Origin of the sequence: Pseudomonas sp. 478, from assembly GCF_003254125.1 — a bacterium.
GTDB lineage: Bacteria > Pseudomonadota > Gammaproteobacteria > Pseudomonadales > Pseudomonadaceae > Aquipseudomonas.
In genome coordinates, this window is the sequence record NZ_QKZG01000008.1 from 189,827 (window position 1) to 211,600 (window position 21,774).

A 21,774-nucleotide genomic window follows, 5' to 3' on the forward strand; every position below is an offset into this window, starting at 1 on the left:
CCGGATCCTGTCATGTTACGAATCACCGAACTCAAGCTGCCGATCGACCATCCCGAAGAAGACCTGCGCCCTGCCATCGTGCAGCGCCTGAACATCAGCAGTGATGATCTGCTCGATTTCACCTTGTTCAAGCGCAGCTACGATGCGCGCAAAAAGTCCTCTGAACTGTGCTTCATCTACACCATCGACCTCAACGTTCGCGATGAGGCGGCGGTGCTGCGCACGTTCGCCGATGACCGTAACGTCAACGTGGCGCCGGATGTCAGCTACAAAGCGGTCGGCCAGGCGCCGGTTGATCTTGAGCAACGTCCTGTCGTCGTGGGCTTCGGTCCGTGCGGGATTTTCGCCGGGCTGCTGCTGGCGCAAATGGGCTTCAAGCCGATCATCCTCGAGCGCGGCACCGAAGTGCGTCAGCGCACCAAGGACACTTGGGGTCTGTGGCGTAAAAGCGTGCTTAACCCGGAATCCAACGTGCAATTCGGTGAAGGTGGCGCGGGGACGTTCTCTGACGGCAAGCTTTACAGCCAGATCAAGGACCCGAAATTCATCGGTCGTAAAGTCCTGCACGAGTTCGTCAAAGCAGGGGCTCCGGAAGAAATTCTCTACGTCAGCAAACCGCACATCGGTACGTTCCGTCTGACCGGTGTTGTGGAAAACATGCGTGAGCAGATTCGCGCGTTGGGTGGCGAAGTACGCTTCCAGCAGCGGGTGACCGATGTGTTGATCGAGGATGGCCAACTGGTCGGCGTCGAGCTCAATGGCGGCGAGCAGATCCTCTCGAAACACGTGATTCTGGCCCTCGGCCACAGTGCTCGGGACACCTTCCGCATGCTGCATGGCCGTGGCGTGTTCATGGAAGCCAAGCCGTTTTCGGTAGGTTTCCGCATCGAACACCCGCAATCGCTGATCGACCGTGCACGCTTGGGCAAGTACGCCGGCCACCCGAAACTCGGGGCCGCCGACTACAAACTGGTGCACCACGCCAGCAACGGACGTTCGGTCTACAGCTTCTGCATGTGCCCGGGCGGCACCGTGGTGGCGGCGACGTCCGAGCCGGGCCGCGTGGTCACCAACGGCATGAGCCAGTACTCGCGTAACGAACGTAACGCCAACTCCGGGATCGTCGTCGGGATCACCCCGGAAGTTGACTATCCGGGCGGCCCGCTGGCGGGTATTGAGTTGCAGGAACGCCTGGAATCCCACGCCTTTGTGCTGGGCGGCAGCAACTACGAAGCGCCGGCGCAACTGGTCGGCGACTTCATTGCCGGCAAGCCGTCCACCGAGTTGGGCAGCGTCGAGCCGTCCTACAAACCGGGGGTTGCCTTGGGCGATCTGGCGCTGGCTTTGCCGGCGTTTGCCATCGAAGCCATTCGCGAAGCCTTGCCGGCGTTCGAGAAGCAAATTCGCGGTTACTCGCTGCACGACGCGGTGTTGACCGGGATCGAGACCCGTACGTCGTCGCCGCTGCGGATTACCCGTAACGAGTCGATGCAGAGCCTGAACGTGAAAGGTCTGTTCCCGGCGGGTGAAGGCGCGGGTTATGCGGGCGGGATTTTGTCGGCGGGTGTCGACGGGATTCGGATTGCAGAAGCCGTGGCCCGCGACATTCTCGGCCTCGAGGCCTGACCCAATTTAAATGTGGGAGCGGGCTTGCTCGCGAAAGCGGTGGATCAGCCAACATCACTGTTGAATGTGAAACCGTATTCGCGAGCAAGCCCGCTCCCACATTTGATCTTCGGTGCGTCAGATATTGGCGCGCAGCACGCTGGCCGGCAGCGGCTCACCGCGCTCAACGCTTGCTGCCACGGCATCCATCAAACCGCTCAACTCATACCCCTGGCCCTTGAGCCAAGCCTGATCGTAATAAGTGGTGGCATAGCGTTCGCCGCCATCACACAGAATCGCCACGATTGACCCCGACTCCCCCGCCGCCGCCATCTGCTGGGCCGCCATCAACGCGCCGATCAGGTTGGTCCCGCTCGACCCGCCGACTCGACGTCCCAAACGCTGCGCCAGGTAATGCATGGCCGCCAGAGACAACGCGTCCGGCACTTTGACCATCGCATCGATCACTTTGGGCAAGAACGACGCTTCGACCCGAGGCCGGCCAATGCCTTCAATCCGCGAACCACAATCCAGGCGCAGGCTGGCGTCGCCGGTCTGGTAGTAATCGAAGAACACCGAGCGCTCGGCATCGGCGCAAAGCACGCGGGTGCAATGCTGGCGGTAACGCACGTAACGGCCCAGCGTCGCGGTGGTGCCGCCGGTGCCGGGGCTGGAGATCAGCCAGCTCGGCTCGGGGTGCAGTTCAAAGCGCATTTGCTGGAAGATCGACTCGGCGATGTTGTTGTTCGCCCGCCAGTCGGTAGCGCGCTCGGCATAGGTGAACTGGTCGATGAAATGCCCATCGTGTTCCCGGGCCAGGCGCTCGGATTCGGCGTAGATCTGCGTCGGATCGTCGACCAAATGACTCTTGCCGCCGTAGAAAGCGATCTGCGCGATTTTCTCTTTGGATGTGCTCGCCGGCATCACCGCAATGAACGGCAAGCCCAGCAAACTGGCGAAGTACGCCTCGGAAATCGCCGTCGAACCGCTGGACGCTTCAATCACCGGCGCCCCGGGCTTGAGCCAGCCGTTACACAGCGCATACAGAAACAGCGAGCGCGCCAAGCGGTGCTTCAGGCTGCCGGTGGGATGACTGGACTCATCCTTGAAATACAACTCGATGCCCGGAAAACCCGGCAGCGGCAAGGGAATCAGGTGGGTGTCGGCGCTGCGCTGGAAGTCGGCCTCGATGATCCGGATGGCTTCGCGGGCCCACTGTCGGTTGTCGCTCATGGTGGTTTTCTCGTTGAGTCGGCCTTGTTGCAAGGCTCAGCTAACAAGCTTAGGAAAAAACCTACATCACGCACAGGTACAGCTGAGGTTCAATACGCCCGACAACTGCTAGGCTCAGCTCCCTGCTGATCGTTTACGTTGTAACGACATATAACAAAAAAGAATATAACTTTTGTTTTAACAACTAACGGTACGGGTTAGGGTGTGCCACCTTTTGAATTCATCGATGGAGAGCGACCTTGCCTCTGCGTAGCACTTTCACGCGTTTCTTCCAGTTGGAAGCTGCCAGCGGACTGTTATTGATCGCCGCTGCTGCCCTGGCGCTGATCATCAACAATTCCCCGCTGTCGTGGCTTTACAGCAGTTTTCTCGACACTCCGGTCGTGGCGCAGGTCGGTGCGTTGCAAATCGCCAAACCGGCGCTGCTGTGGATCAACGACGGCCTGATGGCCCTGTTTTTCCTGCTGATCGGTCTGGAAGTGAAGCGCGAAGTCCTCGACGGTCAACTGTCGAAACCGTCGCAAATCGTCCTGCCCGGCGCGGCGGCGATTGGCGGCATGGTGGTTCCGGCGTTGATCTACTGGTTTCTGAACCGCGATGACCCGGCAGCCCTGGGTGGTTGGGCCATCCCGATGGCCACCGACATCGCCTTCGCCCTCGGCGTACTGGCCCTGCTGGGTAAGCGGGTACCGGTGTCGCTGAAGCTTTTCCTGATGACGCTGGCGATTATTGACGACCTCGGCGCAATCATCGTCATTGCGATCTTCTACTCGGGTACGCTCTCGACCCTTTCGCTGTCCCTGGCCGCGACGTGCATCGTGGCACTGATCGCGATGAACCGGCTCGGGGTGGTCAAGCTCGGGCCGTACATGATCATCGGCCTGATTCTTTGGGTTTGCGTGCTCAAGAGCGGTGTCCACGCGACACTGGCCGGTGTGACCCTGGCCTTCTGCATTCCCCTGCGCACGAAAAACGCCGAACCTTCGCCGCTGCTGACCCTCGAACATGCCCTGCATCCATGGGTGGCCTACGGCATCCTGCCACTGTTCGCCTTCGCCAACGCCGGCCTGTCCCTGAGTGGCGTGACCGTCGAAAGCTTCACCCACCACGTACCGATGGGCATCGCAGTCGGTCTGCTGCTGGGCAAAACCCTCGGCGTCTTCGGCCTGACCTGGCTGGCCGTGAAAATCGGCATCGCCGCCCTGCCCCAAGGCGCTAACTGGGGCCAGGTAATGGGCGTGGCAATCCTCTGCGGCATCGGCTTCACCATGAGCCTGTTTGTCGGCTCCCTGGCGTTTGTGCCGGGTGCCAGTGAATACGCAGGGATGGACCGGATGGGGATTTTGACCGGTTCGATACTGGCGGCATTGATGGGTTATGCGGTGACGGCGGCGGCAAGTCGCAAGAGCGCCGCGCTGCAATCCTGATAAACAGAGACAACTCTTAGCGCCATTCAAGACTCGTCCTACAGCCACGATCAGCCTCGTTCGTTAACGTCGCACAGCCCCTTTGTTGGGGGCTGTCGATGTTCGAACGCAAGGAAGATCAGTGGCTGGCAATAAGGACATTCCCCGGGTCAAGAACCCTCCGTCAGGCGACGGTCATCACGTCACTTACCGCTTTATGACGGCCACCGAACTGGCCGCGCGGGAGGCCAGACAAAACGCTTACGACGCGATGCTCGCGAGGCAACACGCCTTCGAACGGAGTCGTGAGGTCGTCGCGAAAAAGCACGAACCCGTTCGCGCAGGATGCGTATTCGCCAAGTCCTGCAAGCTTCCCGACGCCATCATCGATTACTCGAATCCTTCGGGGATGGTGCCCACCGACAACCTCAAGGACTACGGAGAAGTCGCCTGGCTCGGTGCTCGCGAGGCAGACGATGCCGGGCTGCTGAATCTTGAAATCATCAGCGGCAGTACCGTCTCGCTCGGTATCGGCCGAATGGCTCTTCGCGCCCCGGCTATCGCTGTTCCCACCGCAGCACTCGGTGCTGCTGGAACCACCCTATTGGCCGGCCTGGTCGCGTTCTTCTGGACGCCGAGTCTCGGCGATAGCGCGCTCTATACCGAAGATCAGTTACGCGCCCTGAAACAGGCTCGAACTCGTGTTCGGCTAAGGGTCGAGCAACAAGCTGACGGCAGTCTCAAGGGATACGGTTTCTACACCGGCAAGAACCGTGATTGGGAAATGGTCGATGTCGTGCAGTTCACATTGCGCGGCAATCAGCAGGTGGCGGATCTGGGGGATGGTGTTGAGCTGATCTGGACTCCAGCTGAGGATGGCTCCGATATCCTCGGTATCCCCAAACTGGAAGCCGCCCCACAAGCGCCGCACATTTGGGTTTATCCGCCGACGAAAGCGGCGGATAGCATCATCGTGAATCCGGTTTACCCGCCGGAGTACAAGGATTTTATTCTTGTGTTTCCGCTGGGTTCAGGGGTAAATCCGGTTTATGTAGTGATGAGCATGCCGGGGGATCATAAGTACTACGATGATCCAGAAACCCTCCCAGGCTTCCCTGATGCACTCCCCGTAAAACCGAAGGTTTCAGTTCGAGGTGGATGTAAAAAACGAGCGCGATGGCTGGACCGCAGAGGCCGTATATATGAATGGGATTCCAAAAGCGGTGCTGTAGAGCTTTACGATAAATTCGGAGTGCATTTGGGCGAATTCAATCACGTAACTGGCGAGCGAACTAAAAAGGCAAAGCCTGGTAGAAAAACCTCAAGAAACTGAAGAGAAAACTATGCGCTATCTATCCATCACCGGTTTTTACCCTGATGAAAAACAAGATGATTCATTGCAGTTCCAACTGACCATCAAAGACTATGAGATGAACCAGGCATTGGCTCAATTGACCGAGTCAAAAAAACTGGAAGAAATAGAGCCTGGAGAACTGGAACTGACAGTTGCTCAAATCCTACAGGTTGCAGAACTATTAGAAATCGACTTCCCCGAGGGGCTGGAATATTTTATAGGCCCCCGCACCGCGCAGTGACAATCCTTAACAAACAAAACCCCGACCAGTCACCTGATCGGGGTTTTCTTTTACCCGTATTCTCGCTTAGTGCGAAACGCGGCTCGTCCCATCAACAGTGGCAATCCGCACACGCTCGCCAACACGGAACACTTCGTTCTCCTGAACCTGTTGCACGTAGGCGCGCATGCTGCCGTCGTCTTCACGCACGGTGATTTCCACGCCCTGAGTGCGGGTCAGGCCTTCTTCGGCTGCAGAACCTGCCAGGCCACCGGCGACTGCGCCGATAACGGCAGCAACGATGCTGCCGCGACCGCCACCGATGGCGCTACCGCCGACACCGCCCACGACGGCGCCAGCTGCGCCGCCGATTGGGGTTTTGGTGCCTTCGATTTTGACCGGACGCAGGGATTCGATGGTGCCCATGCGAACGGTCTGCACGCGACGCGCTTCGTCACGGGAGTAGGAGTCACCGGTCAGGCTCGATTGGCAGCCAGTGAGCAACATCGCCATCGTGGAAAAGGAAGCAACCAGCAGAACAGACTTACGCATAGCATCAACTCCAAAGGACAAGTATTCATTAAACTCCGCAGCTTGACGCCTGTCACGGCCTCGCCCGGATAAAATTGGTTTGATTCAGGCCCGGTACAGGCACCTCCACGAACTCACCACACAGTAGCGGCAAATTCCGGAATCTGCGCCGCTGCCCCAAGGATTGTCATGGATTACTTCATCATTGTCGTCACTACCGTTGCCGGATTGTATTTCCACTGGTGGCTATACGTGCGGATCAAACGCTGGATGGACCGCGATCTGGCGTTGTCACTGGCGGGTAAAGACGAGCAGAAAAAGGCGTTCATGCTCCAGCAACTGGCGAACGCTCAAGCGCAGAGGATCAAGCGCCGAGACCTGCCGCAGTGGCTTGAAGCCGCGGCGGCAGGCTATCCCGATCGGTAGACGGCTTAAGGTGCCAGACGTTCAAGAGTCCAGTCGGCGCCCTGAAAGCGGTAGTTGAGGCGATCGTGCAGGCGGCTCGGACGGCCTTGCCAGAACTCGATGCGCTCCGGTAACAAACGGTAACCACCCCAGTGCTCAGGGCAATGAGGTTGTGTGTCGCTGAAACGTTGCTCGGTGTTCTTGAGCAGCGCTTCCAGCTCGGCACGATCGGCGATCACCCGGCTCTGGGGCGAAGCCCAGGCACCGAGACGACTGCCCAGCGGCCGAACCTGGAAGTAGGCGTCGGACTCTTCAGGCGTAACCTTCACCACCCGCCCTTCGATGCGCACCTGGCGCTCCAGGGCCGGCCAGAAAAAGGTCATGGCCGCGAATGGGTTCGCGGCCAGATGCTGGCCCTTGGCGCTGTCGTAGTTGGTGAAGAAGGTGAAACCCTGCTCGTCCAGCCCCTTGAGCAGCAGAATGCGGCAATGCGGCCGACCGTCCTGATCGACGGTGGCCAGGGTCATGGCGTTGGCTTCCACCGGCGCCTGCTCGGTTTTCACCGCGTCGGCGAACCACTGATGGAACAGCGCGAACGGCTCGGCCGGGGCTTGCGCCTCGGTCAGGCCATCACGGGTGTAGTCGCGACGCATATCAGCCAGGCCCTGGGTCATGGCGCATTCCTTTTGGTTAACGAATTACTTTTTTACAGTATCGGCGGCGTCGGCGACTTTTTTCGTGTCGGCAGCGGCTTTGGCCGGGGCAGTCTTTTTCGCCGGCGTTGCAGTTTTAGCCGGTGCCTTCTTGGCGGCGGCTTTCTTGGCCGGGGCTTTTTTCGCCGCAGGCACATCGGCTTTCTTCGCGGCTGGCGCCGGGGTGACCGGCTTGACTACTGGCTTGACGTCCTGGGCAGCGACCAATTTCACTGGCGCCGGGGCCGGCATGTTGTACTTGCTCAGCAACGCGACCATGGTGTTTTGCGGGGTCACCAGCAGTTCGACGCGACGGTTCAAGGCACGGCCTTCATTGCTGTCGTTGGCAGCACGCGGGGCTTCGCCACCCATACCGCGCAGCATCAGGCGATCACGCTGCAGACCGCTGAGGCGGAAAATCGCTGCCACGGCCTGGGCACGCTCCTGGCTCAGTTTCACGTTGGCCGGTGCGGCACCCGACGTATCACTGTGGCCCAGAATCAGCACGGCAGTTTTCGGATCGACTTCAAGAATTTTCGCGACGCGGGTGAACGGGCCGAGGGTCACCGGCAGCAGCATGGCCGGACGGTCAGGGTTGAACGAGCCTTCTACCGGCGCAGTCACCACCAATACGTTTTCACGGCGTTCGAGTTGCAGGTTGCTGCCCTTGACCGCTTCGCGCAAGCGCGGCTCGTAGTCGTCGAGCCAGGCTTGGGTAACTTTAGGATCAGGCATCGGCACGGCTTTGGCAGTGCTTTGCTCTTTGCCGCCGAACGGCCACCACCAATTGCCACCTGCATCGGCCTCAGCCTTGGCCTTGGCCACCTCGACCGGTTTGGCTTCGGGCTTGGCTTCAGCTTTCACCTCTGGCTTCTTGTCGAGAACTTCATCGGAACCGAATGGCCAGTACCAAGGGTTGGAGCTTTCAGCCTTGGTCACCGGAGCGGTCGCGGCAGGCTTCAAAGGTGCCGGGGCTGGGGTCGTAGCCGGAGCCGGGCCTTTAGCGGCGACTTTGTCGGAAGAGCCGAACGGCCACCAGCTGCTGCCATCCGAGTCACTTTGTGGAGTTTGTGCGCAACCGGTAATAGCGAAGCACAGAGCCAAAGCGAGGGTTTTATTGGAAGACATTGGATATCCACAAAATGAAGTAATTAACTATCAGGCCGGATTGACCCGGATAAACAGACGCTTGGAAATCAAAAAGGCCTTGGGGTTCCGGCCCTGGAACCCCTGAGCGCGTTTTACAGACAAGTGGCCAGTGCTCGCACAAGCTTTTGTGCGCGCGGATCCATCAAGACGTACGGTCCCAAGGTATTTGTCACAAAGCCGAAGGCCACATCGTGTTCCGGGTCAGCAAAGCCGGTGGAACCGCCCGCACCCGGATGACCGAACGCACGAGGGCCGAGGCCGTAGGTGGCGTTGGGGACGTCCGGTTGATCGAGCATGCAACCCAGGCCGAAACGGGTCCGGGTCAGTAAAGTCTTGTCCTCGCCGAGGCTGTGCTCGCGGGTCAGTTCCTCGAGCATTTCGCTTTCCAGCAAGCTGCCATCGAGCAGACCGGCATAGAACCCGGCCAGGCTGCGGGCATTGCCGTGGCCATTGGCGGCCGGCTGCTGCATGCGTCGCCACTCGGGTTTGTTGGTGCTGGTCATGATCGACGGCGGGTTAGTGAACGCCCTCGTGGTCATGGCCGTCGGCTCGCGCAGGGTCACTTGCAGCAAGCGCTGGGCGGCGGCATCGCCGACATTGCCCTTGCCACGGGCGATGTGCGCCACGCGATGGAACTCCTGGTCCGCCAGGCCGATGTGAAAGTCCAGGCCCAAAGGCTTCGCGACTCGCGCCACGATGGCCTCACCCGGCCCACGACCGTCGGCACGCCGCAGCAACTCACCGATCAGCCAGCCGTAGGTGATAGCCGCATAACCGTGACCATTTCCCGGCGTCCACCACGGTTCTTCGGCGGCCAGGGCGTCAACCATGGTTTGCCAGTCGTAAAGGGCTTCCGGGGCCAATAGCTCACGCAGCGCCGGCAGACCGGCCTGATGGCAGAGCAATTGACGCAAGGTCACGGACTCTTTGCCGGCGGCGGCGAACTCGGGCCAGTAGCGGGCAACCGGGGCATCCAGTTGCAGCTTGCCTTCGGCTACCAGTTGCAGGGCGGTCACCGCGGTAAAGGTCTTGGTGCAGGAGAACAGATTGGCGATGGTGTCGCTGTGCCAGGCTTCGGTGCCGTCCTTGTCCGCGCTGCCGGCCCAAAGGTCGACCACGGTTTCACCGCCGATCTTGATGCACAACGCTGCACCCCGTTCCTGAGGATCGTCGAACAGCGCCGCGAAAGCTTCACGCACCGTTTCGAACTTCAGCTCGTAAAAACCCTGAATCTGCACCCGCAACTCCCCGGATATAAAGCTCTACAAAGTGGCCCGCATTGTTCCAGCCCTAGAGGGTTTTGGGAACTGTTGCAGGCTGGGCGGTCGGTTGCCCATGGATTGGATCAGAATTTTATGGTGCCTTGGCGGGCGCCATCGCGAGCAGGCTCACTCCCACAGGGTTCACGCTGGACCACTGTGGGAGCGAGCCTGCTCGCGAAGAACGATAACGCGGTCTAACAGGACTCAGTGGCCATTACCGGAATGCCCACCCGCATGGCCAGCGCCCTGCCCTGCGCCTTTGCCAGCCTCGCCTTTTCTGCCGCCCTGAGCTGCTTGCCCGGCTTTATCCGCCTCAGTCTTGGCCTTCTCGGCCTCTTTACCGAGCTGATCGACGGTCTGCAAATTGCTCTTGCGCACGGTATCGACGAAACCCTGGAACGGCAGATCGGTAATGCCCACCAGCCCGAAGTGACCGTTCTCGCCATCCAGCAGACGACCGCTAACCGGTTGGTCAAGGTATTGGAACCAGTGAACGCCGACGATCGACGGTTCGCTCATCGCCTGTTTGAGGAAATTGGCGTAAGCGGGCCCACGGTCTTCTTCCTTGGCCAATTGCGTCACACCGCCCCAGAACGGGCCACGATCGGCCGAGCCGAAGTTGAACTCGGTGATCAGCACCGGTTTGTCCAGGCTGCGCAGCTTGGCGAAGTCGTAACCGTCCTGCGGTTGCAGGGTGTACATGTTGAAGCTCAGCACGTCGCAATACTGGGCGCAGGACTCAACCGCTTCGGGGGTGCTGATGGCAAACCGGCCGCCCAGCAACAGCTGATTCGGCGCGTGCCACTTGAGCGAGTCGGAAATGGTCTTGAAGTAAGTGTCGGCGAAGACCTTCTGGAAGTATTTGAAGTCGGCTTCGATTTCCGGGTGTTCGGCACTTGGCAGCGGCGCGTCGAAGCCCGGATCTTCCATTAATTCCCAGGCTGGCAGGTCAATGCCCCAGGCTTTCGACAGGCCTGCCTGGTTGCGGTACTTGTCGCGCAATTGCTTGAGGAACGCGCGTTTGGCCGGCACGTCGGTGGTCATTTTCAAGGTGCCGTAGGCCAGGGCGTAACGGGCTTTCGGGTCGTCGCCGGGACCGGCCCAGGCCAGTTCGTTGTCGGCGAAGTAACCGATCAGCCATGGATCATCGCGATGGTCGCGCGCGGCGATGGCCACGGCACGTTCGGTGGCCATGGCGAAACGCGGGTCGAACGGGTCGGGCATGCCGCCCCACCAGTCGTTGCCGGTGCTGATGCTGGCGTAATCGCCGACGATCGACAGCGGCAACGTGTACGGCACGCGATCAGCGTTGGCCAGCGCCGGGGCGCTCCAGTTGCCGATAGTGTTGAAGCCCCAGGCTTGCAGGCGATCAAGGGTGTGGCTGGCCCAGCGCTGTTCATCAACTACCGCTTTGCAGGGTTCGGCAGGAATTTGCTCAGCTGCGTTCGCGGCGGTCGCTTCAACGGCGCCGGTCTTGGCGGCTTCGGCGACACCGGATTCGGCCGTCGAAGGAACGACCGGTTGCTCAGCAGCCTTCTCCACCGTTGCCGCAACCGCGTCAGCCTTGGCCGCTTCCGCGACACCGGCCTTGGTGTCGCTGGTCACCACACACGGCGGACCATACAGACGCTGCAAGTTGGCGCCATAGAAGTCGTACCAGCGACCGGCATTGTAGCCTCGGCCCTGATCGACGCCGTTGCCGCCACGGTTATCGCCTTCGCCATAATGGCTGGCCAGCGGCTCGTCCGGTTTGGGCAGGGACTCGAACATCCACTCGCGGCCGGCGACGTAGGTCTGGTCGACATCCGGGGTGATGGTGTTGACCCCGAGCGAATAGAACGGATGGCCTTCCGGGGTCACCAGGTACCAGCGACCGTCGCGCTTCTCCGTGCGAAAAAAACCGCTGGCCTTGAATGACGGGCCTTTGTTCCAGCCACCAAACTTGTCCAGGGACGACTTCTCGCGCTCGGCCAGCCAGGTTTTCAGTTGCTGATGTTCCTTGGCGGCCGCGCTTTTCAGTTGTTCGTCGCTGCTGACTTTCTCTGGCCATTTGGTTCGGGTCGACTGACCGTAAGCATCTACAAGGCCGCCAAAAGCCGCTTGGGTAACCGCATCGCCGTCCTGCACGCCAAAGCGTTCCAGCAGGATGCTCTGGGCGACTTTCGGCTGATCCATCGACAAGGTCACCGACACTACCTGGCTGCGCTCCAGCTCACCGGCGCTGCTGGCCAGCAATACGCGTTGGCCATCGAACGTCATCGGCATTGGCGGGCCGGCTTTCAGGCCAAGACTCAATGGCGTAAAGGGCTGCAGCGGCACCAACAAGGTTTGCGCAGGGCCGGCCGGCAAGTCGACGCGGCTGACCAGCGTCTTGCCATCGTTGCTCTGGATTTTCACGTACAGGGTCACGGCCCAGTCCATTGCGCTCTGAATCCGCAAGCTCATGAAGCCCGACTGCGACCAGTCCCAGGCGCCCGTCTGCGGGGTCAGACGCAAGGTCGGTTGTGCCACAGGGTTGAACGTCACCCGACGCAGCACTTCGCCTTCGGCCGTTTGCTCGGCGTTGGATTGCGGCAGGCTGGCGTCCTGAGTCGCCACCTGGACCACATCGGCGGGGCGCACAAAGTTGAACAGCGTCTGTTGGCCGGCAGGAGCCGCCAGCAAAGGGGCTGCGAACATCAGAGCGAATACAGCGGGCAACGAACGGCGAATCATGAGAACGAAATTCTCCCTAACGACCAACAATGGCCAGTGGAAAAGCGATGGTAGAGAGATAGACAACGGGTTGGGCAAAATTGCCCAGCCCTGTATCAGGAAATTTCACGTCGGAAGGGTGGCAACGCATTGAGGATTGCCTTGCCGTAACGCTGGGTGACCAGGCGTCGATCGAGCAAGGTGATGGTGCCGCGGTCTTCTTCGGTACGCAGCAAGCGACCGCAGGCCTGGACCAGCTTCAGCGAAGCATCCGGCACGGAGATTTCCATGAACGGATTGCCACCCCGAGCCTCGATCCACTCGGCCAGGGCCGCTTCGACGGGATCATCGGGCACCGAGAATGGAATCTTCGCGATCACCACGTGCTCGCAGTACGCACCCGGCAAATCCACCCCTTCGGCAAAACTCGCCAGGCCGAACAACACACTGGAATCGCCGCCATCGACCCGCGCCTTGTGCTTGTTCAGGGTTTCCTGTTTCGACAGGTTGCCTTGAATGAACACTTGCTTGCGCCAGTCGCGGTCGAGGCCGTCGAACACGTCCTGCATCTGTTTGCGCGAGGAGAACAGCACCAGGGTGCCGCGCGAACCTTCCACCAAGGCCGGCAAGTCGCGAATGATCGCTGCGGTATGGGCCGGCGCATCACGCGGATCGGCCTTCAGGTCCGGCACCCGCAGCACACCAGCGTCGGCGTGATGAAACGGGCTCGGAACCACCGCGGTCACGGCTTTTTTCGGCAGACCGGCGCGCATGCGGAAGCGATCGAAAGTGCCGAGCGCGGTCAGGGTCGCGGAGGTCACCAGAGCGCCGTAAGCCACGTTCCACAAATTGCGACGGAGCATTTCCGCCGCGAGGATCGGGCTGGCGTTGACCTCGATGTCGAACAGCGAGCCGCTTTCGGCCAGGGTCAGCCAACGGGCCATCGGCGGGTTGTCTCCCGGGTCTTCAGCGGTGAACGCGACCCACAACTCCCAGTTGCCCGAAGAACGGGACAACAGGCTGCCGAACAGCGGATACCACTCTTCGGCCTGGTTGCTGGCGATGCCGATGTTGACCTCGCCGTCCATGCCTTCCTTGAGCAGTTCGGTGAGACGGGTAAACAGATCGGTCAGACGGGCAAAACCCTTCTTCAGCTCGACGCCCATTTCGCGCATGTGCTCGGGAATCACCCCACCGACGAAGCGATGACGCGGCCGCTCGCGACCTTCGACGTCTTCACCCGGTTTAAAGTCGGCGACCTGCTCGCAGGCGCTGAACATGAATTGCTGCTGGGTCTTGATCTCCCGCGCGAGTTCCGGCACCTGCTCGATCAACTTGCCCAGGTCGCCCGGCAGCGGATGTTGGGCCAGCAATTTGGTGAGGTTCTTGGCGGTGGTTTCCAGCCAGTCGGCGGTGGAACGCAGACGCGTGTAATGAGCGAAATGGCCGATGGCCTTGTCCGGCAGGTGGTGGCCTTCGTCGAACACGTAGATGGTGTCGCGCGGGTCCGGCAACACGGCGCCGCCGCCCAGTGCCAGATCGGCCAGTACCATGTCGTGGTTGGTGACGATGACGTCGACCTTGCCCATGCCTTCGCGGGCCTTGTAAAAGGCGCACTGGCCGAAGTTAGGGCAATGGCGGTTGGTGCACTGGCTGTGATCGGTGGTCAGTCGCGCCCAGTCGGCGTCTTCCAGGGCAGTGGACCAGCTGTCACGGTCGCCATCCCACTTATTGCCGGCGAGTTTCTCGATCATGCTGGTGAACAGCTTCTGACTGGCCTCGTCGACCTCGATCTTGAAACCTTCTTCTTCAAACAGCTGCGCCGTGGCGGTTTGTGCGTGACCTTCCTGGAGCAACATGTCGAGCTTGGACAGGCACATGTAGCGCCCGCGCCCCTTGGCCAGGGCAAAGCTGAAATTCAGCCCGCTGTTGCGCATCAGGTCGGGCAAATCCTTGTAGACGATCTGCTCTTGCAGGGCCACGGTGGCCGTGGCAATCACCAGGCGTTTGCCGGCGGCCTTGGCCGTGGGGATGGCGGCCAGGCTGTAGGCCACGGTTTTGCCGGTACCGGTGCCGGCTTCCACCGCGACGATCGCGGGATCGCCACTGCGCCGGCCTTCGTCGTCGGTGTCGATGTCACCGAGGACCTTGGCAATTTCGGCGATCATCAGGCGTTGGCCGTAGCGCGGCTTGAGGCTCTTGGCTTCGAGAAAACGCGAGTAGGCGCCCTGGATCGTGGTTTTGAGTTCAGTGCTGATCATGGATTGTCGGGCGCAAAAAACGCTGGATAAATTTTCAGTGATTCGGATCGGCCGCTATCATACCCCGCTAATTAATCCCGCGCAGAACGGAGTACCCCAATGACACCTTTTGGCCTTGTTTATACCCTGCATGTACTGTCAGCCCTGGTGTGGGTTGGCGGCATGTTTTTCGCGTGGATGGTCTTGCGGCCCGCGGCGATGAAGGCACTTGAAGGCCCTGCCCGCTTGAAGCTGTGGGTAGAAGTGTTTCAAGGTTTTTTCCGCTGGGTCTGGGTCGCGGTGGTGCTGTTGCCGATCAGCGGTGTGGGCATGATTCATTTGCAGTTCAGCGGTTTTGAAGCGGCACCGCGGTATGTGCAGGTGATGATGGGGTTGTACGTGGTGATGACGGCGCTGTTTATCCGGATTCAGGCGTTGTTGTTGCCAGAGTTGCGCACGGCAGTGGCGGCGCAGGACTGGCCGACCGGGGCGGCGACGCTTGGGAAAATTCGCAAGTTGGTGGGGATTAATCTGATTGTCGGGTTGGTGCTGGTGGCGATTGCAGCGGCACGACCGATGTTTTGAGAAATACACGGCCCCTGTGGCGAGTGGACTTTGTGGCGAGGGGACTTGTCCCCGTTGGACCGCGCAGCGGTCCCCTGCATTCCTACAGATACACCGCACACACAGGTTTTACGACTGCTTCGCAGCCGAACGGGGATAAATCCCCTCGCCACAAAGCTTCCTCACCACAGGGGAGCTCAGTCGTTCTTACAGACGCTGCACGGTCACCGAACCTGCCGCACCGGCAGGCCCCGGCTGACCGTCAGCGCCAGGGCGGCCGTTCTTGCCGCCATCGGCCTTGTAAACGAAACAGCCCTTGGCCTTGCCACCTGCGCCCGGTTTACCACCAGGCCCGGCCACACCGCCGTCACCCCCGGCCACCTGAACCTTGATCAGCTCCGCCGGGTAATCGCGTGGCACTTCCAGACGAACCATTGCACCCGGCGCGCCGGGCTGACCGTCGCTACCATCACTACCATCGGCACCACGACCGGCCTGGCCCCAGGTACAACCCGGTGCCTGACCGTTGGCCCCATCGAGACCGACGAAACCCGGTGCGCCCGCACCGCCGCGAGCGTCCACCCACAATTGCGGCGCACTCAGTGCCTTGATCTGCAAGTTCAGGTTACGCCCGGAGCGGGCGGCCTTGAGGTAAGTCCCCGGCGCACCGCGAGCCGTGATCTGGCTGCCTTCCGACAACTGCGCACGACTGACCTTCAGCTCAAGCGGCTGTTCGCCGGGTACGATGGCGATCCGCGCTTCACGACCCAGACGCAATTCACCGACAGATACCTCCGTCACATTCGAGGGAATCAACAACGTGCCGTAGTCGGCCACGTCCAGACGTTCCAGCTGCAGGGTGCTGGCGGTGTTGGGCAAACGCATCAGCGAGTTGGTTTCGACGCTCACCACCTGGGCGCAGGCCAACGGGCTGATGAGTGCAGCGAGAAGACAGAGTTTACGCATGGGAAGCCTTAGGCGCGGTCGGAGCCGGGAGGGTTTGCAGGTGGAAAACGCCGAAAAAGAGGATCTTCAGGCGATCAAGCCAAGGGTGAGCGCGACCTCTGAGGCTGCGGAAACAGAACACCGCCTCAAGAAGATGAAGGCAGGCCAGCAGGCCGCCGGCCAGATCGACCAGCAGATGCAGAGGTTTGACAAACGGCATGAGCTGATTGGCCAGCACCACCAGCCAGAACAGCAGGGTCAACAACTTCCCCAGCCCCCAAAACACGTTCATACGCTCCCCCGCTGATAATTATTCTTTGCGCGCACAGTACCGGCTTACACGCGGGTTAAGCCAGAGGGCAACGGAAAATTCTTCATGAAGGCCGCCGAATGGCCGCCGGACCGACTTCAATTGTGGCCCGACGGCTCTATCACGGGGCTCAGCGATTGATGTGCAACTCCACCCGACGGTTTTTCGCCCGTCCCTCTTCCGTTTCGTTATCGGCCACCGGCTGACTTTGGCCCTTGCCCTCGCTGGTGAGCTTGTTCGGCGCCAGGCCCTGGCTCAACAGGTAGGCCGCCACGCTACTGGCGCGACGTTCCGAGAGTGCCTGGTTATAGCTGTCCGAGCCGACGTTGTCGGTATGACCGACCACCTTGACGCTCACCACATCGGCGCTTTGCAGTTTGGGCATCAGCGAATCCAGCTTGCTCCGCGCGGCCGGGGTCAGTTCGGATTGATTGAAGGCAAACAGCACGTCGCCCGCGTCGTTCAGGGTGATGACCTCCGATTGCGCAGGTTCAGGTTTCACGCTGGCCGGGTACTGCGGCAATGGGCAACCATGATGTTCGACGGGAGTATTGGCGGGCGTATCAGGGCAGCGATCACGTCGATCGAAGACTCCATCATCGTCTTCGTCGCCATCCTGGGCATAACAGATCAAGCCACCGGTCAAGATACCAAGCGCCGCGCCACCAGCCGCCCAACCGCCATTTTGGAGAGCACCCAGACCGCCACCGACCAGGCCGCCGATAACGCTGCAGATTGGCCAGGTTCGTTGATTGAGGGGGGCGGTGCCATCGCTGTGTGTAGCGCAACCGGTCAACAGGCTGCCCAGCAGCACAACCGGCAAGACGGTCCGTGTGAGAACACTCATGGTGAAAGCTCCTGTGTTACCGGCCAATGCCGGTCACACAGGAGTAAAGACGCGCATCCGCGACTGCACAAGCCGCGGAGTACGAGAGGTTAGCGGTTGATTTTGATTTCCGTGCGACGGTTCAACGCGCGGCCGTCAGCGGTTTTGTTATCGGCAACCGGCTGGCTTTCCCCGGCACCGGTCACAGACACGAATTCGCTGCGGGGTACGCCTTGGGAAATCAGGTATTCAACCACCGCGTGCGCACGACGATCCGACAGTTTCTGGTTATAGGTATCGCTGCCAACACTGTCGGTGTAACCGGTTACAGTCAGTTGGGCGGTGCTCGATTCCTGCTTCAGGCGAGTGGCGATTGTGTTGAGTACCTCTTTATCGGAAGGGGTCAGTATGGCCTTGTCAAACTGGAAGTGAACATCGCGAATGACGATGACTTCTTCTTTAACCACGGCCTTTTCTTCGACCACTGGCGCAGGCACCGGTGGAGGGCAACCGTCGGCATCGACCCGCACGCCTCGAGGAGTTCCCGGGCACTTGTCGCGGCTATCCGGCACGCCATCGCCGTCTTCGTCGCCATCACCGTGAACCCAGCAATAGGCCGCAGCCGTGCCGCCGACGAGCAGCGCGCCATACCCCGCCCATGCCGAGCTCTCGGTCGCGCCGAGACCGGCACCCACGACGCCACCGACCGCCGCACAGGTCGGCCAGTCGGTTTTCTGCAAACCTGCGCAACCAGTCAACACACTGGTTAGCAGAACCAAGGGTAATGCTGTGCGAACTATGCTCATCTAGTTTTCTCCTGAGGGGATCGGCTTAAAACCGATTTCAGGTAGTAAAGACCCGAGTTTTAATCTCCGCCAGCAATAGGCCATTGCAGTTTTGTCCTGTGTTCACGGTAGATCGACGCTTTTGCGACAAACCACCTCTAGGCCCGGCCCTTTGAGCAGGCTAGTCTTGGCAGCTCTGATTGAGGATCTTCGATGATTGCAGGTATTTCTTCGCGCACGCCCCAGCAGGCGTTGGCCGCTTTGCTTGATCGTTACGCCCCCGCGCGCCTGTTGCTGATTGGCGCCAGCGAGTTCCCCGCGCTCGAGGCCTTCAAGCTGGCGCACCCGGAAACATGTGTGGCCCATGCGGCACCCGGGGTGTTGCCGGCCGAACTGGCGGCGCGCCGGTTTGACCTGGCGCTGGTGGTCGATTGCCTCGAACACTTGCCCAAACGCGAGGGCCTGAACCTGCTGGGCGGGATCCGTAACCTCAACGCCAGTCGCATCGCGGTGCTGGCGGACTTGCCGGCCAGCGGCTGGCAGGAAACCGATTTTTTCTCCCTGGCCCTGCAAGCCAGCGAACGCTTCCAGCGCGACGATCAAGTGCTGACCCTGTTCACCTATGATCTGCTTGACTACAAACAAGTCCCCGACTGGCTCAACTCACGGTTCTGGGCCAATCCGGAAAACTTCGGGAAATATTGGTGGTAACGCGATGAGTACATCCATTTGCCCCTGCGGTAGCGGCATCCCGCTTGATGCCTGCTGCGGCCATTACCATGCCGGCCATCCGGCGCCGTGTGCCGAAGCCTTGATGCGTTCGCGCTACAGCGCCTACGTAATGGGGCTGATCGATTATTTGGTGGCGACCACCCTGCCCGCACAACAGGCAGGCCTGGATCGGCAGTCCATCCGCGACTGGAGCACCCAAAGCACCTGGCTGGGCCTTGAAGTAGAAAGCTCCGAGGTCTTGGGCGGTCAGCCGGAACATGCCTTCGTGACATTTACCGCGCGCTGGCACGACGGCAGCGGTGAACACAGCCACCGCGAACGCTCGTCGTTCGTGCAGAACGCCGGCCACTGGTACTTCATCGACCCCACCGTACAACTCAAGGCCGGGCGCAATGATGCGTGCCCTTGCGCCAGCGGACAAAAGTTCAAGAAGTGTTGTGCGGGTTATTTCAGCAGTTGAGGTAATCGCAAGAGACTAGACTGGGCATCAAAGGGAGTCACTCCATGCTCAGTCAGCGGCGCGTCTTACAGATGCTCACCTTGTTCCTTTTTCTGGGACTTGGCGGTTGTGCGTCCTGGTTCAGCGATGATGAACCGGAACCGCAGGTGCATTTGGTCAAGGTCGAAGTGGTCCAGGCCAAATTGATGCAGCAAAAATTCCTGCTGCACTTTCGCGTCGACAACCCCAACGACAGTGACCTGACGGTGCGAGGCATCGAGTACCGCATTCACTTGGGCGACATGCTGCTGACCGAAGGCGAGCACGAACATTGGTTTACGGTCGGCCCCAAACGCAGTGCCTACTTTAAAGTACCGATCCGCACCAACCTGTGGCCCAAGGTACGGGATCTGGTGAAACTGCTGAAAAAACCCGACCAACCCATTCCCTATCGTCTGGAAGGTGAACTGGAAACCGGTTTATTCATCGCGCACTACGTGCACCTGGCGCGCAATGGCGTGATAATCCCCGCCGATTTAATTCCGGAGCAAAACCGATGACCCAGCAACCCCATGTCCATGGCCCTGACTGCAACCACGATCATGACCATCACGACCACCATGATCACGACCATGGCCATGTCCACGGCCCGAACTGCGGCCACGCCCACCAGGAACCGGTGCGCAACGCCCTGAAAGACGTCGGCCGCAACGACCCTTGCCCCTGCGGCAACGGCAAGAAATTCAAGAAGTGCCACGGCGCTTGATGCTTCGGGCGAAGAACTTCTTCGCCTGTTGAATCGCCTTCGCGAGCAAGCCCGCTCCCACATTTGAACTGCGCCAGCCATACATTGTGTGAACACAGCAGATCCAATGTGGGAGCGGGCTTGCTCGCGAAGAGGCCCTCAAAGTCACCCTCACTTCAGGATCTGCGCAGCGCTCACGACCGTCGCATATTCCCCGTGCAAATTCCCCAACGACATCGCATGCACTTCCTCGGCTGTATGGGCTTTACCAAAGTAGTCAGCCTTGTCGAAGGTAAAACACGCATCCTCCACGACCCACGTTTCAAACCCCAGATTCCCGGCCGTTCGCGCCGTGGATTCCACTGAGTTGTTGGTCGCTACGCCGACAATGACCAACTGATCGATCCCCGCCGTTCGCAAACTTTTCTCAAGCCCCGTCGCACAAAACGCATCCGGCACCTGCTTTTGAACAAGCTGCTCACCGGTCTGTGGCTGAAACCGTTCCTGAAATTCCACCCCCGACTGCTCCGGCCAGAACACCGATTCCGGCGACCGGGACAAGTGCTGCACATGAATGACCGGTCGCCCGGTTCGACGCCAATGCCCTAGCAAATCGAGTATTCGCTGCTCGGCCTGAAGATTATTTCGGCAACCAAGTTTGGGATGCAGGATGCCTTTTTGTTGGTCGATGATGATCAGCGCCGCGTTTGTTTTGAGCTCCATGCCGGTTTTTCTCATGCGGGGTCATTGAATTTCCCGCACTTCAGCATCACCTGTTCCTACAGGCAAGCTATCGAACGCAAACAGGACGACCTGATGCCGGCGTTTGCTGTCCGCAAGTAACGACATCTTTTGATTTGGAGTACTCCATGATCGACCTGTATTACTGGACCACCCCCAACGGCCACAAAATCTCGATATTCCTGGAAGAAGCCGGCCTGCCCTACAACGTGCACCCGATCAACATCAGCCAGAACGACCAGTTCAAACCCGATTTCCTGAAAATCTCCCCGAACAACAAAATTCCGGCCATCGTTGATCCCGAACCGGCCGATGGCGGTGAGCCGTTGGCACTGTTCGAGTCCGGGGCGATTTTGTTGTACCTGGCAGAGAAAACCGGCAAGTTTTTGCCCAAAGACCTGCGCGGTCGCCAACAAGCGTTGCAATGGTTGTTCTGGCAGATGGGTGGCCTGGGGCCGATGGCCGGGCAGAATCATCACTTCAGCCAATTCGCGCCGGAGAAAATCCCCTACGCAATCAAGCGCTACATCGACGAAACCGCCCGCCTCTACGGGGTACTCGACAAGCAGCTGGCCGATAAAGACTTCGTCGCCGGCAGCGAATACAGCATTGCCGACATGGCGATCTACCCGTGGATCGTTTCCCACAAGTGGCAGAGTCAGAACCTGGAAGACTTCCCCAACGTGCTGCGCTGGTTCAACCACATCCAGAGCCGTCCGGCGACGGTGAAGGCGTATGCGCTGGTGGCCAAGGTCAATCCGCCTAAATCCTGAAAAACGACGCACTTTCCTTGTGATGCTTTCAATGTGGCGAGGGGACTTGTCCCCGTTGGGTCGCGAAGCGCCCCCGGCATTCTTTCAGACAAACCACATTGAAAGTTGACGACTGCTACGCAG

The 21,774-nt window shown here is 60.1% G+C and carries 23 protein-coding genes; 11 read left to right on the forward strand and 12 right to left on the reverse strand.

From position 1 onward, the window contains the following. Positions 1–12 precede the first annotated feature (12 nt). Complete coding sequence (locus tag DFS28_RS18315) at positions 13–1,626, forward strand: NAD(P)/FAD-dependent oxidoreductase (RefSeq protein ID WP_111450942.1); 1,614 nt, start codon at positions 13–15, stop codon at positions 1,624–1,626. Positions 1,627–1,743: 117 nt separating this feature from the next. Here the strand turns inward: DFS28_RS18315 and DFS28_RS18325 are convergent, their stop codons facing one another. Further along, positions 1,744–2,838, reverse strand: coding sequence for a PLP-dependent cysteine synthase family protein (locus DFS28_RS18325; RefSeq protein WP_111450943.1), 1,095 nt, complete (start codon positions 2,836–2,838; stop codon positions 1,744–1,746). Positions 2,839–3,077: 239 nt separating this feature from the next. Between DFS28_RS18325 and nhaA the strand changes: the two genes are divergently transcribed. The 3 genes from nhaA to DFS28_RS18340 all read left to right on the forward strand — a co-directional run bounded on the left by nhaA (position 3,078) and on the right by DFS28_RS18340 (position 5,839). Continuing rightward, on the forward strand, positions 3,078–4,265 hold the full coding sequence (gene nhaA / locus DFS28_RS18330; protein ID WP_111450944.1) for a Na+/H+ antiporter NhaA: 1,188 nt from the start codon (positions 3,078–3,080) through the stop codon (positions 4,263–4,265). Positions 4,266–4,386: 121 nt separating this feature from the next. Then, positions 4,387–5,577: an S-type pyocin domain-containing protein gene (locus DFS28_RS18335; RefSeq protein ID WP_111450945.1), complete on the forward strand. Its 1,191-nt coding sequence runs from the start codon at positions 4,387–4,389 to the stop codon at positions 5,575–5,577. Between the two features lie 10 nt (positions 5,578–5,587). Next, positions 5,588–5,839 (forward strand): pyocin S6 family toxin immunity protein, encoded by a 252-nt coding sequence (locus DFS28_RS18340; protein WP_111450946.1) that lies wholly within the window; start codon positions 5,588–5,590, stop codon positions 5,837–5,839. A gap of 66 nt (positions 5,840–5,905) precedes the next feature. Here DFS28_RS18340 and DFS28_RS18345 read toward each other — a convergent pair whose 3' ends face one another. Then, positions 5,906–6,370, reverse strand: a complete 465-nt coding sequence (locus tag DFS28_RS18345) for a glycine zipper 2TM domain-containing protein (RefSeq protein ID WP_056739294.1) — start codon at positions 6,368–6,370, stop codon at positions 5,906–5,908. A 168-nt stretch (positions 6,371–6,538) separates the two neighbouring features. Between DFS28_RS18345 and DFS28_RS18350 the strand changes: the two genes are divergently transcribed. Beyond that, complete coding sequence (locus DFS28_RS18350) at positions 6,539–6,775, forward strand: hypothetical protein (protein WP_111450947.1); 237 nt, start codon at positions 6,539–6,541, stop codon at positions 6,773–6,775. 5 nt (positions 6,776–6,780) lie between these two features. Here DFS28_RS18350 and pdxH read toward each other — a convergent pair whose 3' ends face one another. The 5 genes from pdxH to dinG form a co-directional block, all read right to left on the reverse strand. Further along, the gene (pdxH, locus tag DFS28_RS18355) at positions 6,781–7,428 is read right to left on the reverse strand and encodes a pyridoxamine 5'-phosphate oxidase (RefSeq protein WP_111450948.1); all 648 of its coding nucleotides are present in this window, start codon (positions 7,426–7,428) and stop codon (positions 6,781–6,783) included. A gap of 24 nt (positions 7,429–7,452) precedes the next feature. Next, positions 7,453–8,574 (reverse strand): OmpA family protein, encoded by a 1,122-nt coding sequence (locus tag DFS28_RS18360; RefSeq protein ID WP_111450949.1) that lies wholly within the window; start codon positions 8,572–8,574, stop codon positions 7,453–7,455. 113 nt (positions 8,575–8,687) lie between these two features. Next, positions 8,688–9,833: a serine hydrolase domain-containing protein gene (locus tag DFS28_RS18365; RefSeq protein WP_111450950.1), complete on the reverse strand. Its 1,146-nt coding sequence runs from the start codon at positions 9,831–9,833 to the stop codon at positions 8,688–8,690. Positions 9,834–10,061: 228 nt separating this feature from the next. Further along, a complete protein-coding gene (locus DFS28_RS18370; RefSeq protein WP_111450951.1) occupies positions 10,062–12,572 on the reverse strand; it encodes a beta-galactosidase in 2,511 nt (836 codons plus the stop codon). A 95-nt stretch (positions 12,573–12,667) separates the two neighbouring features. Next, positions 12,668–14,812, reverse strand: coding sequence for an ATP-dependent DNA helicase DinG (dinG, locus tag DFS28_RS18375; protein ID WP_111450952.1), 2,145 nt, complete (start codon positions 14,810–14,812; stop codon positions 12,668–12,670). 99 nt (positions 14,813–14,911) lie between these two features. On the opposite strand from dinG, the gene DFS28_RS18380 reads away from it, so the two are divergent. Beyond that, the gene (locus DFS28_RS18380) at positions 14,912–15,376 is read left to right on the forward strand and encodes a CopD family protein (protein WP_111450953.1); all 465 of its coding nucleotides are present in this window, start codon (positions 14,912–14,914) and stop codon (positions 15,374–15,376) included. Positions 15,377–15,562: 186 nt separating this feature from the next. On the opposite strand, the gene DFS28_RS18385 is transcribed toward DFS28_RS18380, so the two are convergent. The 4 genes from DFS28_RS18385 to DFS28_RS18400 all read right to left on the reverse strand — a co-directional run bounded on the left by DFS28_RS18385 (position 15,563) and on the right by DFS28_RS18400 (position 18,242). After that, complete coding sequence (locus DFS28_RS18385) at positions 15,563–16,321, reverse strand: collagen-like protein (RefSeq protein ID WP_111450954.1); 759 nt, start codon at positions 16,319–16,321, stop codon at positions 15,563–15,565. Beyond that, positions 16,314–16,592 carry a DUF1145 domain-containing protein gene (locus DFS28_RS18390; RefSeq protein WP_111450955.1) on the reverse strand — a complete coding sequence of 93 codons (279 nt, stop codon included), beginning with the start codon at positions 16,590–16,592 and terminating at the stop codon, positions 16,314–16,316. Before DFS28_RS18390 ends, DFS28_RS18385 begins: the two co-directional genes overlap by 8 nt. A 148-nt stretch (positions 16,593–16,740) precedes the next feature. Beyond that, the gene (locus tag DFS28_RS18395; RefSeq protein ID WP_111450956.1) at positions 16,741–17,457 is read right to left on the reverse strand and encodes an OmpA family protein; all 717 of its coding nucleotides are present in this window, start codon (positions 17,455–17,457) and stop codon (positions 16,741–16,743) included. Between the two features lie 89 nt (positions 17,458–17,546). Next, entirely contained in the window at positions 17,547–18,242 is a 696-nt protein-coding gene (locus DFS28_RS18400) for an OmpA family protein (protein WP_111450957.1), read from the reverse strand. Positions 18,243–18,434: 192 nt separating this feature from the next. Between DFS28_RS18400 and DFS28_RS18405 the strand changes: the two genes are divergently transcribed. The 4 genes from DFS28_RS18405 to DFS28_RS18420 are packed head-to-tail and all read left to right on the forward strand — an operon-like array spanning position 18,435 to position 20,158. Next, complete coding sequence (locus DFS28_RS18405) at positions 18,435–18,932, forward strand: DUF6231 family protein (RefSeq protein ID WP_111450958.1); 498 nt, start codon at positions 18,435–18,437, stop codon at positions 18,930–18,932. Positions 18,933–18,936: 4 nt separating this feature from the next. Beyond that, entirely contained in the window at positions 18,937–19,413 is a 477-nt protein-coding gene (locus DFS28_RS18410; RefSeq protein ID WP_111450959.1) for a YchJ family protein, read from the forward strand. Positions 19,414–19,457: 44 nt separating this feature from the next. Then, complete coding sequence (locus DFS28_RS18415; RefSeq protein WP_111450960.1) at positions 19,458–19,952, forward strand: LEA type 2 family protein; 495 nt, start codon at positions 19,458–19,460, stop codon at positions 19,950–19,952. After that, positions 19,949–20,158, forward strand: coding sequence for an SEC-C metal-binding domain-containing protein (locus DFS28_RS18420; protein ID WP_007906737.1), 210 nt, complete (start codon positions 19,949–19,951; stop codon positions 20,156–20,158). Before DFS28_RS18415 ends, DFS28_RS18420 begins: the two co-directional genes overlap by 4 nt. A gap of 150 nt (positions 20,159–20,308) precedes the next feature. Here the strand turns inward: DFS28_RS18420 and DFS28_RS18425 are convergent, their stop codons facing one another. Continuing rightward, positions 20,309–20,860, reverse strand: a complete 552-nt coding sequence (locus DFS28_RS18425) for a cysteine hydrolase family protein (RefSeq protein ID WP_111450961.1) — start codon at positions 20,858–20,860, stop codon at positions 20,309–20,311. A 146-nt stretch (positions 20,861–21,006) separates the two neighbouring features. On the opposite strand from DFS28_RS18425, the gene DFS28_RS18430 reads away from it, so the two are divergent. Beyond that, positions 21,007–21,651 (forward strand): glutathione binding-like protein, encoded by a 645-nt coding sequence (locus DFS28_RS18430; protein ID WP_008153917.1) that lies wholly within the window; start codon positions 21,007–21,009, stop codon positions 21,649–21,651. Positions 21,652–21,774: the final 123 nt, after the last annotated feature.

Excerpts from the sequence above, each read along its gene's own strand:
- DFS28_RS18385 (WP_111450954.1), bottom strand. The coding sequence starts at position 16,321 with ATGCGTAAACTCTGTCTTCTCGCTGCACTCATCAGCCCGTTGGCCTGC.
- DFS28_RS18415 (WP_111450960.1), top strand. The coding sequence starts at position 19,458 with ATGCTCAGTCAGCGGCGCGTCTTACAGATGCTCACCTTGTTCCTTTTT.
- DFS28_RS18380 (WP_111450953.1), top strand. The coding sequence starts at position 14,912 with ATGACACCTTTTGGCCTTGTTTATACCCTGCATGTACTGTCAGCCCTG.
- DFS28_RS18390 (WP_111450955.1), bottom strand. The coding sequence starts at position 16,592 with ATGAACGTGTTTTGGGGGCTGGGGAAGTTGTTGACCCTGCTGTTCTGG.
- pdxH (WP_111450948.1), bottom strand. The coding sequence starts at position 7,428 with ATGACCCAGGGCCTGGCTGATATGCGTCGCGACTACACCCGTGATGGC.
- DFS28_RS18360 (WP_111450949.1), bottom strand. The coding sequence starts at position 8,574 with ATGTCTTCCAATAAAACCCTCGCTTTGGCTCTGTGCTTCGCTATTACC.
- DFS28_RS18340 (WP_111450946.1), top strand. The coding sequence starts at position 5,588 with ATGCGCTATCTATCCATCACCGGTTTTTACCCTGATGAAAAACAAGAT.
- DFS28_RS18350 (WP_111450947.1), top strand. The coding sequence starts at position 6,539 with ATGGATTACTTCATCATTGTCGTCACTACCGTTGCCGGATTGTATTTC.
- DFS28_RS18420 (WP_007906737.1), top strand. The coding sequence starts at position 19,949 with ATGACCCAGCAACCCCATGTCCATGGCCCTGACTGCAACCACGATCAT.
- dinG (WP_111450952.1), bottom strand. The coding sequence starts at position 14,812 with ATGATCAGCACTGAACTCAAAACCACGATCCAGGGCGCCTACTCGCGT.
- DFS28_RS18370 (WP_111450951.1), bottom strand. The coding sequence starts at position 12,572 with ATGATTCGCCGTTCGTTGCCCGCTGTATTCGCTCTGATGTTCGCAGCC.
- DFS28_RS18325 (WP_111450943.1), bottom strand. The coding sequence starts at position 2,838 with ATGAGCGACAACCGACAGTGGGCCCGCGAAGCCATCCGGATCATCGAG.
- DFS28_RS18425 (WP_111450961.1), bottom strand. The coding sequence starts at position 20,860 with ATGGAGCTCAAAACAAACGCGGCGCTGATCATCATCGACCAACAAAAA.
- DFS28_RS18430 (WP_008153917.1), top strand. The coding sequence starts at position 21,007 with ATGATCGACCTGTATTACTGGACCACCCCCAACGGCCACAAAATCTCG.
- DFS28_RS18400 (WP_111450957.1), bottom strand. The coding sequence starts at position 18,242 with ATGAGCATAGTTCGCACAGCATTACCCTTGGTTCTGCTAACCAGTGTG.
- DFS28_RS18410 (WP_111450959.1), top strand. The coding sequence starts at position 18,937 with ATGAGTACATCCATTTGCCCCTGCGGTAGCGGCATCCCGCTTGATGCC.
- DFS28_RS18405 (WP_111450958.1), top strand. The coding sequence starts at position 18,435 with ATGATTGCAGGTATTTCTTCGCGCACGCCCCAGCAGGCGTTGGCCGCT.
- DFS28_RS18315 (WP_111450942.1), top strand. The coding sequence starts at position 13 with ATGTTACGAATCACCGAACTCAAGCTGCCGATCGACCATCCCGAAGAA.
- DFS28_RS18395 (WP_111450956.1), bottom strand. The coding sequence starts at position 17,457 with ATGAGTGTTCTCACACGGACCGTCTTGCCGGTTGTGCTGCTGGGCAGC.
- DFS28_RS18345 (WP_056739294.1), bottom strand. The coding sequence starts at position 6,370 with ATGCGTAAGTCTGTTCTGCTGGTTGCTTCCTTTTCCACGATGGCGATG.